The organism is Armatimonadia bacterium (assembly GCA_039679385.1).
Lineage (GTDB): Bacteria > Armatimonadota > Zipacnadia > Zipacnadales > JABUFB01 > JAJFTQ01.
Genome location: JBDKVB010000010.1, coordinates 1 through 13,760, shown reverse-complemented (window position 1 = coordinate 13,760; position 13,760 = coordinate 1). Strand labels below are relative to the sequence as shown.

The window sequence follows — 13,760 nt, the reverse complement described above, 5'->3', positions numbered from 1 at the left end:
TGCCGGCCTCGGGGCGGCTGTGAGCGTCGCGGGTAAAGTGCACGTTGAGGTCGATGCTGGTGGCGGAGTCGGTGATGTACCGGCCCTGCTGCTCGAAGATGTCGATCTCCACGACGCCGTCGCCGACTTCCCTCCGCTGACCCTCGGGGGTGAACTCCTGCTTTGTGGGATCATGCTGGTGCAGCCAGAAGGCGCTCATGATCCCCTCGCCCCGCGGGAACTTGCAGCGGATCTCAAACCAGCCATACTTCTGCGCGAACTTGTCGAGGATCTGGTACTCGTCGGTGGTTGCGCCAAAGCGATGGTCTGAGGTCTGGATGCAACTCACGCATTGGGTGGACTTGTCGGGACGGAAGGGCAGCTTCTCGTCGATGCGCAGCTTGAGGACGCCATCCTCAAAGACGTAGTGTGCGTTGTGATCGACCCAGCGGCTCTCCTTGCCGATGCGCTTGAAGTACTCCTTGCGGCCCGAGCGGTATGCGGGGAACCAGTACATGTCATTGAGCTGCGGCCGGTCGAACTCGTCATGGAAGGTCAGGGTCCATCCGGGCTTCTCAAGCGCCGGGGCCTTTGTGTTCACTACACTGCTCATTGTGACACCTCAGTATGGGCAGATTTGCCGTGCTTCCGCGCTCTACTCAGGTTCGGCCCAGCAGGCCATGAACCCTCCTACCGGGCTGCGTCGGGGTTTCCCGTCCGGGAAGTGGGGCCTCCAGAAGGAGGCAACAAACGGGCCTGCGAGGAAAGGTGTTCTATCGTCGCTCGCCTACCCACAGAGCTTGTCGCGTGACACCGAATAGGAGCGTCTGACCATGCCACAGACACGGATCGGCGAAACGGACCACTTCTGGTACCGCCTGCAGCCCGAAGGTATCTACATCGACTCCCAACTGAAGAACAAGGCCTTCGCCTACGCGGACGGCCGAGTGATGCTGTCCGAGGACAACGGTCTCTCCTGGCCCCACAGCCTGGCCTTCGCTGACGCAAGCAAGATCACTTTCAGTTGCATCCTCAATAGCGGGAACGTGCTCTTCGCCACCAGTACAGAGCTGTACGTGAGCACGGACAACCTCAAGACCTGCGAGCAGGTCATCGTGAAGGGGCTCGATGGCAGCGACTACCTGCCGCACACGCCGAAAAACCCGGAGAACCCCGGTTGGTACTTCCACACCCTGTCCGGCGTCACTTCCTGGGATGTGAAGGGCACGGAGATCCTCGTCTGGGGCAACTACTGCAACGTGGTGGGCGGCGCGACGCCGGTGAACATCTACTACTCGGCGGATGGCGGCCGAAGCGTCAAGCTCGCCTATGCCTTCGGGCAGAGCCCTTATACGCATGACGACGGCTCCGGCGGCGGAGGCACCGACGGCACTGCCCTGGGCAACCCCGACAATCCGGTCTGCTGCCGGCACATGCACACGGTGGCCTACAACCCGGTTGAGGATGCCTTCTATGCCTGCACCGGTGACCACGACAAGCCGGAAGGCTACGAGTGCCACTGGCTGAGAGGTACCTACGACGCGGCAGCCGATCGCTGGGACTGGAAGGTCATCCTCTCGGACCGCATGAACTCGCGGTACAAGGCGGGCGGGATCACCTTCATCGACGGGACGGTCTACTGGATCAGCGACTCGAACTGCCGCGAACCGTATGACCGCGGGGTGTTCTGCTGTGCGCCGGAGGATCTGGCGCGTCCCGAGAAGCACACACGCCTGTTCAACCCGGAGGTCGAATCCGGCGCGATGGTCATTCAGGACGGAGTCTTCCTCGCCTCGCACTGTGCACCGGCGACGTACATGGACACCGGCATCATCATCTCGCTCGACGGCGGCAAGACTTGGGCTCAGCACGATCTGAAGGAGTTCGGGAAGCGGTCGCCGACGCGGTTCCACGAGAAGAACGGCGACGGCTGGTTCCGCATGGACCTGCGAAAGGGATGGATTGACCGCGGCGAGGTGCTCTTCCTCAAGCCGAAGAGCGTCTAGGGGCAGCGTTCCCATGAGCGCCCGCGGGACACTCCTTAGTCTGAGGACCGCGGGCGCTTGCGTACCTCGGAGAGAGGCCAAAGTCAGTGCCACGGGTAGCCGTCGCGGCGGCAAAGCCAGCATTTCGGCGGCAGGAAGCGAACTGCGGTCGGCGGACACCTGGGAGCTAACCAACATGGACAGGCTGAGATCGGAACTGCGGTCCTACTACCACGTACACCGCGATGAGAACCCCGAAGCCTATGACAAGGCCAGGGAGATCTGCCGGGCGATGGACGAGTTTGACGAGCAGAACCCGGGGCTGTCGCCCTACCTGCTCAAAGCGACGCTGCATGAGACCATCGCCGAGCGGTTCGTGCCGGCGATCTTCCCGCACAGTCCCTTCTACTGGGAGATGGGAACCAAGCCGGGGAGATCCTGGGGCGTCCCCAACGGGCAGAATCCGGCAGGCGGCTGGATGTTCCTCCACCGCAACCACCTGTTCCGCGAGCGGAGTTGGGCCAACGACCGCATCCGGGAGCTGCGGGAGAAGCTGGTCATCAGCATGTCCTACGGACTGTACCCGGACACCGACCACCACTGCTTCCCGTGCAGCCGGGTGGTTGAGGATGGACTGCGGTCTCTCTACGAACAGGCACAGGCCGTTGAGCCGGAATGTGCAACCCAGGACGAGGCGGACTTCATCACCTCGGTGAAGCGCAGCCTGCTCGCGACCAAGACCGTTGCCGAGAAGTTCGCCGCGGAGGCACAGAGGCTGCTGCCGACCGCCGAGGATGAGCAGGCTGAGAAGTTCCTGGGGATGATCGCGCAGACCGCCCGCCGGGTGCCCTGGGAGCCGGCTCAGTCGCTCTATGAGGGTCTTGCCGCCCTGTGGTTCCTGCGCGAGGTCTGCGGGAGCCTGGAGGGCATCGGTGTATCGGTGATCGGCCATCCGGACCGGCTGCTGTACGGGCTCTACTGTGCCGACCTCGACAGCGGACGGCTCACGCAGGAGGAGGCGCTGGACCTGATCTGCCGCTTCCTGCTCCCCACCGACCACAAGAAGGACTTCACGGTGAGCGACGGCTACAACCCGTGGGAGACCTCGACGACGCTGGTGCTGGGCGGCTGCGATGCCGAGGGCAAGGAGGTCTGCAACGACCTGACCTTCCTGTTCCTCCGGGCCCACGAACAGTGCGGGCTGATCAACCCCAAGCTGAACTGCCGCTACAGCGCCCGTTCGCGTCCCGAGTACCTGGGTGAGATCAACCGGCAGATCCTGGCCGGGCGCAATGTCTTCGCTCTCTTCAATGATGACTGCCTCATCGAGGCGCAGGTCCGGGCAGGCAAGCGGCTGGAGGATGCCCGGCTGTACGTGGCGGGCGGCTGCCACGAGCCCATCCTCGAGGGTTTCGAGCACTCCGCCGGGACCAACTGCTACGTGAACCTGCCGCGAATCCTCGACCTGTCCATCCACCGCCACCCCGAGTTGCAGGACGACCTGGCACAGATCGGGCTGCCGCTGCGAAAGCTCGACGAGGCTCGTGAAGCGGAGGACGTGTACGACATCGCCTTCCACAACCTTCTGGCGACCATCGTGCAGGGAACAGGCATGATTGAGCACAACGGGAAGGCCTGGTCTAGCGTCAACCCCGCACCGCTGTTCTCGGCGGCTCTGCGTGACTGCATCGCAAACCGCAAGGACTACACTGCAGGAGGCGGCCGGTACAACCCGACGGCGCTTCCCCTGGTGGGCTTCGCCAATCTCGTGGACTCCCTGCACGTGGTCAGGCACCTGTGCTTCGAGACGGGCAAGTACGACCTGCACGACTTCCTGGAGGTCGTGCGAGCCAACTGGGAAGGCCATGAGGCCCTTCGCCGTGAGGTCATCGCCCTGCCGAAGTACGGCGACAACCTGCCCGAGATCAACGCCCTGACCAAGCGGCTCTCAGACGACCTGTTCCACCACACGCGAGGCCTCCGAAACGAGCGCGGCGGGTCCTTCCAGCTCTGCTACTTCGTCTACATCGAGTACATGCACTGGGGTCGGAAGACCTTCGCCACCCCGGATGGGCGACGCAACGGTGACCTGCTCTCGCTGGGCATCTCACCCAGCCGCCTGCACAGGATCGACTCGATCACCTCGGCGATCGGAAGCGCCGCGAGCGTAGACATGCGCCAGTGCGCGGCCAATGCCATCCTCGACCTGCAACTGCCGCTGGGGCATCTGAACCCCGACGTCCTGATGGCTCTGGAGCGCACCTTCGTTGCGGAAGGGCTGGCCACACTGCAAATGAACTGCGTGGACCTTGAGGCCCTGCGGGAAGCGCGGCGCCATCCCGAACTGCACCAGGACCTCCTTGTCCGCGTCTGCGGCTTCTCCGCCCACTATGTGAACCTGCCGGAGTGGATGCAGGACGAGTTGCTCGAGAGGAACCTCTACGCCATGGCGTAGCGAGTCCTGCGGCCTCTCCCCGACCCGGTCCTGCCGTGACGGGGCCTGAGAAGGCCCGGTTCGCGGCAGGAATCCACCCCTCGTCCGGCGCACTCTTGATCCATCCCAGACCAGGAGGGCTCCCATGTCCAGGTTCCCGTTCCTTGCTGCCGCCCTGCTGCTTGTCACCTTGCCCCTCGCTGCCCAGGAGGAGCTTCTCAAGAACCCGTCCTTCGAGACGATCGGTCCGAAGGGTGTGCCTGCCGATTGGGGTCAGTACGCCGGTGGTACCCCCGAAAGCCAGCTCAAGATCGAGACCCCCGGGCGGACCGGCAAGAACGCGATCCGCCTCATCGACACAGGGCCGAACGTCCGCGACAACCGCTATGCCATCGGTGTGCAGCAGGACGTTGCGGTCAAGCCAGGGCAGTACTACCTGGCGAGCGTCTGGGCGAAGTGTCTGGCCAGCAACAACGCCAACGCCGTCCTGCTTCAGCTAACCTTCGCCGGTGCCGACAAGAGCTTCTCGCGCCAGATTGTGGCCCCGGTTGGTGCCGACTGGCAGCGGTTCAAGATCGGAGCACAGGCTCCCGAAGGTGCGACGTCGGTCCGCTTCTACCTGTACACCATGCACTTTTGGACAAGCGACACGATACTCGATGACGCCTCTCTCGTGACGGTGCCGACCACGGGCCTCTCCTCCGTTGTCCTGCAAGCCGGGGAGGACGAAATCCCGACGGTGCGCCCGCTCAAGCTCCAGACAGTCATCACTGCCAATGCAAGGCCGGCCGCCGTCCTTGCCTCTCCGGCCGATCCCGAATGGCAGCAGGTGGCCCTGGAGCTCCAGGCGCTGATCCGGCGCAAGACAGGCGCCACGGTGCCGGTAGTGACCGATGCAAAAGCGCTGCTGGACAGCGACCAGACCATCCTTGCCCTGGGCAACCTCAACAACAACTCCGTGCTGGAGCGTCTCTACTTCAACCAGTACACCCGCGCCGACTCGCTGTGGCCCGGGAAGGGTGAGTATGCGCTCCGGACCGTCCACCAGCCCTTCAACTTCCGGGACCTCAACATCCTTACGGTCGAAGCTTCCGACGTGGACGGCGCCAGGAGGGCCCTTGCGGACCTCGCAGCTCGGCTACCCGAGGGCCCCAACTGCGCCCTTGATCGCCCACTGCTGATGGTGTCCTCGGCGAAGCCGCTCTCGGAGGAGGCTGCCAGGGCGGTGCTCGACGCTCCGCTCGGGCCGGACTTGTGGGTGCAGTTCTGGCAGGCTGCCCGGTCCTGGCGCGATAGCGGCGAGATCGTCCAGGCTCAGCGTGCCCGTCAGGCCCTCCTTGCCTGTCGCGACCGACTGCTCGAGAGCCCCGCCTATCACATCAACTGGCCCGAGGAGACCACCTCGAACAACCTGGGCGCCCTGTGGGATGTCATCGAGGAGGCTCCGGTCTTCACCGATGCCGAGCGTCTCGAGTTCACCAACGTCCTGTACGTCACCCTCGCGAACCTGCGCAGCAACGTTTACAACTGGGGGACCTTCGCCGACAACCAGACGCTCGTGTGGAACCACCAGACCTTCCCGCTGCTGGGCGTGTACTGGCTCGCCCGCTACTTTGAGCGCTACTATCCTGGACAGACGACTCTCTACCGGGACTGTCTCGCGCAGGTGGAGGGCGCCTTCCGAGGTGCCGTCAAGAGCTGGAAGCCGCAGTGCGATGCCGACGGCTACCTGACCATCACGCCGCGCCACACGATCGAGTACACACTCTCGCGCAACGACTACAGCTACTTCGAGACGGGGCAGGTCCGGCAGCTTGCCGAGTACCTCACCGGCATGTGTGACAACGTGGGCGACATCCCCGGCTTCGGCGATTCGGGCTACAGCAAGGGCCCAGGCTACGAGCTGAACGCCCTGCCGATCGCCTACTGGTACTATCAGGACCCACGCTACCTGTGGCGGCTGCAGCAGCTCTACGACAACAAGTGGGCCAACCCGTACCGGACCGATATCACCCCCGTCGTGTGGAAGGAGATCGTCGGTCTCACCGTCTGGCCCATGGCGCCGGAGTACTACCGCTGGGCCAACACCACCCCATCCTATGGTGGCGAACCCGAGCCCCTGAAGGTGCCCTACGAGCGGGCCTTCGACAAGATCACCTTCCGCGAGAGCCTGGAGCGGGAGTGTCCCTTCCTGCTTCTCGACGGCTTTGGTCGCGGCAAGCACCTGCACTACGACACGAACAACCTCATCAAGTACCATGCCGACGGCCAGGACTGGCTGATCGACGGCGACTACCTGGTCCGCAACACCACCGACCACAACATGGTCAGCGTCATCCGCGACGGCCGCGCGGATCAGCTCGTTCCGCCGGCTGCGAGCCTCGATGCCCAGGCCGACCTCGACACCTGCGCTTTCACCCGCAGCACTGTCGCGAACTACAACGGCGCAGACTGGTCGCGCAACCTGCTCTGGCTGAAGGGCGTCGGCTTCGTCCTGGTTGATGAGCTCAAGGCGGTCAAGGAGGGCGACTTCCGCTTCGAGAACGTCTTCAAGCACCTGGACCTCGGCGAGCAGGCGCTGACCGACAGCCGCATCTTCACCTCCCTTCGTCCCATGGCGGGTGGTGCCGGCAGTCGCGACCTGCAGGTGGTCAGCAACCCGGCGCCAGGTGTGACGAAGGCCGTCAAGTTCACCGAGCAGGTCTCGCGCTTGGAGTTCCCGGTGAACCTCAAGGCCGGTCAGTACGCGATCACCCTCTTCGCCCAGGGCAAGGACACCGGCTCCGATAGCCTTTTCCTTTGCATTGACGGCGGCGAGGACATCGCCTTCCACATCCCCATCGACAAGCTGGGGCCCTCCAGCTCCACCTGGACCAAGGACACGGCCACACCGAACGTGACCATCGCGAAGGACGGGCAGCACGTGGTGCGCATCACCCTCCGCGAGAACCCCGGCGTGCTTCTCTCCCAGGTTCTGGTGCAGGATGCGCAGGGCAAGGAAGTCGCCGATATCGACGCGACCAATCCGCCGCTCCTTGACCCCACACAGGCCCTCAGGGCACCAGACGCCCGGTTCTTCGTCAAGAACGACGGGCAGGCCACCTGCGACGTGACCACCCGGGTCAACAACGTCAACCTTCGGCTCAAGTACCTGCGCGAGACCTTCGGGGGGCGGCTGCGGGAGAAGGACGTCGTCAGCAGCCAGAACCTGTTCTACAACGACCGCAGTGACAAGGCACTCAATCTTGACCTGCGCCGCGTCAGCGCAACGGATACCCTCGTCCTGCGCGACGGCAAGCCCTGGGGACGGCTCAGCGTGAGCCCGGACCGCAACCTGGCCGGGCTGCCCGGTGCCCTGGTGGCCTGGGCGACCGCCGATCGACTTGCGCTATTCGACGTGAGCAGCGGCCTGCTGACCGCGACGGCTCCGGTCTCGCTGGAGATCGACCTCAAGAGCGGTGCAGCTACCCTCTACGCCGCCGCCGAGACCGAGATCACGGTGGACGGGAGGAAGCAGACCGTAGCGAAGGGTAGCAGTTCCCTCGACCTGAGCAAGTGGTCGCAACTGACTGCGCTGCAGGCGCAAGCTACCCGGTCCGTCGCGGAGGCAGCCAGGCTGGCGCTGGCGCCCAGGCCTGCGACCGGTACGTCCCTCGGCTATCCCCTACTGGCCAAGGCCTGGACGCTGCCGGCGGCCCGGCAGGATGACCAGGTCGCCGTCGTCAACCGGCTCGTGCCCGCGGATCTCAAGGGTGACGGCGCCCAGGAGCTTCTGCTCGGCTGGGGTCGCTACGCGGTCTGCCTCGACAACACCGGCAAGCAGCTCTGGTCGCTGGAGACCGGCGCGCAAGTGAACGACTTCGCCACCGGCGACCTCAACGGAGACGGGAAGCCCGAGGTGCTGATCGGCTCGGATGACGAGCACTTCTATATGGCCGACGCCGCGGGCAAGCTCTTGAGCAAGACCCACTGCGACGCCGCCCTTCGCGTTGGCACCAGCAGCGTCCGTGACCCGAGGGTCTCCAATGTGGCCATCGGGGACCTCGAAGGAGACGGCCGGCCCGACGTCATCATCGGCACGCGCAATGGCAATATCCTGCGCTACAACGCGCAACTCGAGAAGCAGTGGGCCTTCAACCGGATTGAACACGGCACCTACCGCATGAGGCTCGTTGACCTGGACAAGGACGGGGTGCTGGAGATCGTCGCCGGGAATCGCTACGGTTCCGTGGAGGTCGTGACCGCCAGGGGTCTCGAGGCACCGGGGACCTACTCCGAGCTCGGTGACGTCGTCTTTGGGGTCGACGACCTCGACGGCGACGGGAAGTATGAGATCGTCAACGGCTCCTCGACGGGCGCTCTGACCTGCACTCGCTGGCGCGACAAGATTCTCTGGAGCTTCAACAACTACGGCTACGGGGTCACAGACCTTCGCATCGCCGACTACGACAACGACGGCAAGCCCGAGACTGCCGTCGCCTCGGAGACCGGCTACGTCTACCTGCTCGGCCCGGAGGGTACGGCCAAGGCGACGCGGCAGCTCAGCAGTGCTGTCCTGTCGCTGGCGGTTCTCGGCTCCGGCTCGCAGACGCGGCTTGCTGCCGGGTGCCGTGACGGCCGTGTCTTTGTCCTGGACGGCAAGCTCCAGCCGGTGCTGTCGGCCCAGACCTCCGGCCCGGTAACCTGGCTGTCGGCTCTGAACAGAGCTGACGGAAAGCAATCGCTGATCGTGGCCGGGGGCGAGGAACTGCTGTGCATGCAGCCCTGAGGTTGCCCTTGAGGCCCGGAAGCTCGCCAACTAAGCACGCCCGATGACTGACAACGCCCGTGCTCAGGAGACCGATCATGTGGAAGGTTCTCGTCCTGCTGTTCGCCCTTTGCCCGGCCATGGCACTCGCGCAGATTCAGGCTCACGTGATCTACGAGCCACCCGATCCCGGGCTGCGGTGGGGCACGAACCTGCTGCTGGGAGCCAGGGTCACTGGCTCGCCGCACTGGAGCGACCGGAAGCCTGAGTTCGCCGTTGACGGGCGACATGACAACGCCGGCAACCACTGGGCGGCCGAGAACATCCCCGTGCAGCTGACCGTGCAGCTCCAGAAGCCCACGGCACTGAACTGCCTGCGCCTGTGGACCTTCTGGGACAACCGACGGTACTACCAGTACGTGATCGAGGGTTCGGAGGATGGTGAGAACTGGCGGGTGCTGGCAGACCGCCGAGATAACATGACTCCGGCAACGGCCGCCGGAGAGACCTTCGTCTTCCCGACCGCTACCGCGAGTCAGGTGCGCGTCACCTTCACACGCAACTCAGCAAGCAACGCAGCAGGAGGGCACATCGTGGAAATCGAGGGATACGAACTCCCCGAACAACAGGCCGAAACCGCCGTCAGACGAGCCGGACGCTGGGCCCAGGTTCCCGAGGGTCTGCAGGCCGCCTGGGGCTCGACGGACACGCACTACCCAAGAGAGGAACCGCCCAGCGGGACGCCGGAAACCTCCTGTGTCGCATGGCGCGGAGAGAGAGTCAGCGCCCAGATGGTTCTATCGAGCCGCAAGGGTGCCCAGCAGGTGCGGATCGTGCCCGGGGAGTTGCGGTCGGCCGAAGGTGGAGTGATCCCGGGCAGCGCCGTCAGGGCCCGGTTCGTGCGCTACGTGCTGGCGGACGGCAAGCTGGTGCCTGACGTTCTCGATACGATAGCGCGGCTGGACCTTGCCCCGTGCACGACGCGGCCGGTCTGGGTGTCGATTGAGGTTCCGAGCGACACAGGTGCGGGGATCTATACCGGCACGATCGCCGTGCAGGCCCAGGGACAGGAGCCACTGTCGTTGCCGATCAAGCTGGAGGTCCTGCCCGCGACCTTGCCGCCACCCGCTGAGTGGACCTACTGGCTGGATCTGTGGCAGAACCCCTACGCACTGGCACGGTACCATGGAGTCGAGCCCTGGTCGCCGGCCCACAAGGCAATCCTGGAGCCGCACCTGCGGCTGCTGGCCGAGGCCGGGCAGAAGTGCATCACCACCACGATCGTCTACCGGCCCTGGGGGACGCAGACCTATGACCCCTACGACTCGATGGTCGAGTGGATCAAGGAGGCGGACGGCACCTACCGCTACGATTACTCGGTCTTCGATGAGTACGTTGAGCTCGCCTGGCGCTGCGGCATCAGGGGAGCGATCAACTGCTACTCCGCGTCCTCCTGGTCGGGCGGCGTGCGGTACCTCGACGCGGCAACGGGAGACTACATCACGGTGGCCGCCGCTCCCGGGAGTCCGGAGTATATCGAGCACTGGAGCCGGTTCCTGCGAGACTTCACGGAGCACCTGCGTCAGCGTGGCTGGCTTTCGAAGACGGCGCTGGCGATGGACGAACCCCCGGCGGAGGTAGCACAGAAGGTCCTCGGCGTGGTGCGGCAAGCAGCACCTGAGTTGAAGGTCGCCATGGCCGGAGGCAACCACCCGGAGCTCAAAGACCTGATCGACGACTGGTGCGTGTTCATCGACCCGCCGCTCGATCCGGCCATCGCCAGTGAACGCCTTGCCAAAGGACTGCCGACCACCGTCTACGTGTGCTGTGGGCCGGCGAAGCCGAACACCTTTACCTTCTCGCCGCCGAGTGAGGCCGAGTGGCTGGGCTGGTATGCCGCTGCCCAGGGCTACTCGGGCTTCCTGCGCTGGGCCTTCGATAGCTGGACGCAAGACCCGCTGCGCGATACGAGCTTCGTGACCTGGCCTGCGGGCGACTGCTTCCTGGTCTACCCGGGCGCACGCAGTTCTGTTCGTTTCGAGCGCCTGCGCGAGGGTGTTGCTGCGTACGAAAAGGTGCGGCTGGTGCGCAAGGCCTTGTCGGCGCGTGAGGACCCGGCGGCGAAGCAAGCACTCGCTGACCTGGAGGCGGCGCTGGCCGAGTTCCGGTATGCCACCGTCCAGAAGACGCCGGCAGAGGTGACCGTCAACGCGGCCCGCAAGGCCCTGACCTCGGCGACGCGCGTAACCTGGCCGGAGTAGCCCTCGCGGCGCAACTGGAAACCTGCGTAAGTGAAGCGGCATGGTCAGGGAAGGCAGCGTTCCTTCCCGGCCTGGTTGTGCCGCCACGTCGTGCGACTGGAGATAACCGATGCGTTTGCCGATCCTGATCGTCGCTGCCGCTCTGAGCCTTGCGCCCTCCTTCGCTGCCCCGCCCCTCCTGGGCAAGCCTGACTTCCCGCGCTGGTCGCAGGACACCCGGCCCGCCGACCGCTTCGACGCAGGCACTATCTGGGGACGCGAATCCAGCGGACGCGGCCTGGTTCCGACGAACCAGGTGCTGACGCCCGCCGGAAGGCAGGTCGTCTTCTCCCAGCGAGCCAACGACTGCGCGGTCAGCCCGGACGGCAGGTGGCTGGCGGTGAAGGGCCACTCGCGACTGCTGCTCCTCTCGATTGAGACCGGCACCGTCGTGCGTGATGCTGCGCTCCCGAAGGCCGGCAACTCCTACTGCGGTCTGCTCTGGTCGGCGGACGGGACCACACTGTACACCTCCGGCATCAACGGCGACGTGTTCATCGCCACCGTCAAGCCCGATGGGGCGGTTACCTGGGCGGACTCGATTCCCTTCAAGCCACGTCGCCCGGCGCCGAACGCGATCCCCGTTGGTATGGCCCTGAGCGCCGACGGCTCGCGACTCTACGTTGCACTCGACGGCAACAACACGGTTGCCGAGGTCGATCTCAGCACTCACAAGGTGCTGCGAGAGATCGACTGCGAGATGCTGCCCTACGGCGTGGCTTCTGTGGGACGGAAGCTGTACGTGACGAACTGGGGCGGCTTCAGACCTCAGCCAGGAGAACCGATCGGTCCTGCCGGCAGGTGGGACTCGATCGTGATCGACCGTCGCTCGAATGCCTCCGCCAGGGGTGCGGTCTCGGTTGTGGACCTCGATGCGGGGAAGGCGATCCGCAAGATCGAGGTTGGCAAGCACCCTTCTGCGATCGTCACCAGCCCGCGTGGCGACCGCGTGTACGTTGCGAACACCTCCAGCGATACGGTCTCAGTCCTCGATACGCACGCGGATCATGTCATCGAGACGATCTGTGTTGCGCCGGTGACGGGAATGGTCTTCGGGAGTGCCCCGAACGCCCTCTGCCTATCCTCGGACGGCGGCACCCTCTACGTGGGGAACGGGACGAACAACGCGGTCGCCGTGGTACGTCTCTGCCGGGCCGCTCGCGATGGCGAAGAGGCCGTCCAGAAGCGAGAGGTCAGTCGCGTGGAAGGCTTCATCCCCGTCGGATGGTATCCGGGAGGACTGTCGCTGACGCCCGACGGCAAGACGCTCTGTGTGGCGAATATCAAGGGCATCGGCTCACGCGCCCTCGGCAGGACGGGGTTCAACTCGCACGGCCATCGCGGGACTGTCTCGCTGGTCACGCTTCCCGACTCTGAACGTCTTGTCAGGTACACCCGCCAGGTTGCGCTCAACAATCGTCAGGCTCACGTGCTGGCCGCAGACCTCAAGCCTCGGATGAACCGCGAGCCGGTCCCGGTGCCTGAGCGCATCGGCGAGCCCTCGGTCTTCAAGCACGTGCTGTACATCATCAAGGAGAACCGCACCTACGACCAGGTCTTCGGGGACATCGAGCGCGCTGAGGGTGACCCGAAGTTGTGTCTGTTCGGACGAGAGGTCACCCCAAATCAGCACAAGGCCGTCGACGAGTTCTGCCTGATGGACAACTTCCACTGCAGCGGAGTGCTGTCCGCCGACGGTCACCACTGGGCCACGGAGGCCTACGTCACCGACTATCTGGAGAAGGCCTTCGGCGGGTTCGTCCGCAGTTACCCCTACGAGGGCGATGACGCCATGGCGGTCGCCCCCTCCGGCTACATCTGGGACAACTGCCTGGCCCACGGGAAGACCGTTCGCTGCTATGGCGAGATGGTCCAGGCACACATCGAACCGAAGGCCACCTGGACCGAGCTGTACAAGGACTACCTCGAGGGCACGGGCAAGTACAAGATATACCCGACGACCAAGATCGACAGCCTCCGCCCGCACCTGTGCCCGACCTCGGTCGGATTCCCTGCGACCGTCTCCGACCAGTACCGCGCCCAGCAGTTCCTCAACGAGCTCAAGCAGTTCGAGGCCACCGGCAAGATGCCGTCCTTTATGGTGATGCTGCTCCCGAACAACCACACCTCGGGCACTCGCCCGGGTATACCCACTCCACGGGCACAGGTCGCCGACAACGATCTTGCCGTCGGTCGCATCCTGGAGGCGCTCTCGCGCAGCCGGTTCTGGAGGGACACGGTCGTATTCATCACCGAGGATGATCCGCAGGCCGGCGTCGACCACGTGGACGGTCACCGCACCGTCGGTCTTGTCG

Annotated in this window: 6 protein-coding genes; 5 read left to right on the top strand and 1 reads right to left on the bottom strand. The window is 64.9% G+C overall.

The annotated features are described in order from the left end of the window. On the bottom strand, positions 1-592 hold a 592-nt coding region (locus ABFE16_00800; GenBank protein MEN6343810.1), incomplete at its 3' end, for a family 16 glycosylhydrolase. A gap of 220 nt (positions 593-812) precedes the next feature. On the opposite strand from ABFE16_00800, the gene ABFE16_00795 reads away from it, so the two are divergent. The 5 genes from ABFE16_00795 to ABFE16_00775 all read left to right on the top strand — a co-directional run. Then, complete coding sequence (locus tag ABFE16_00795) at positions 813-1,985, top strand: hypothetical protein (protein ID MEN6343809.1); 1,173 nt, start codon at positions 813-815, stop codon at positions 1,983-1,985. A 175-nt stretch (positions 1,986-2,160) separates the two neighbouring features. Continuing rightward, complete coding sequence (locus ABFE16_00790) at positions 2,161-4,419, top strand: pyruvate formate lyase family protein (protein ID MEN6343808.1); 2,259 nt, start codon at positions 2,161-2,163, stop codon at positions 4,417-4,419. A 124-nt stretch (positions 4,420-4,543) separates the two neighbouring features. Then, positions 4,544-9,166 carry a hypothetical protein gene (locus ABFE16_00785; GenBank protein MEN6343807.1) on the top strand — a complete coding sequence of 1,541 codons (4,623 nt, stop codon included), beginning with the start codon at positions 4,544-4,546 and terminating at the stop codon, positions 9,164-9,166. Positions 9,167-9,243: 77 nt separating this feature from the next. Beyond that, complete coding sequence (locus ABFE16_00780; protein ID MEN6343806.1) at positions 9,244-11,406, top strand: glycoside hydrolase domain-containing protein; 2,163 nt, start codon at positions 9,244-9,246, stop codon at positions 11,404-11,406. Between the two features lie 109 nt (positions 11,407-11,515). Further along, positions 11,516-13,760: bifunctional YncE family protein/alkaline phosphatase family protein (locus ABFE16_00775; GenBank protein ID MEN6343805.1), on the top strand; the 2,245-nt coding region annotated here is incomplete at its 3' end.

Coding starts and splice junctions, on each gene's coding strand:
- ABFE16_00795 (MEN6343809.1), top strand. CDS start 813: ATGCCACAGACACGGATCGGCGAAACGGACCACTTCTGGTACCGCCTG.
- ABFE16_00790 (MEN6343808.1), top strand. CDS start 2,161: ATGGACAGGCTGAGATCGGAACTGCGGTCCTACTACCACGTACACCGC.
- ABFE16_00785 (MEN6343807.1), top strand. CDS start 4,544: ATGTCCAGGTTCCCGTTCCTTGCTGCCGCCCTGCTGCTTGTCACCTTG.
- ABFE16_00780 (MEN6343806.1), top strand. CDS start 9,244: ATGTGGAAGGTTCTCGTCCTGCTGTTCGCCCTTTGCCCGGCCATGGCA.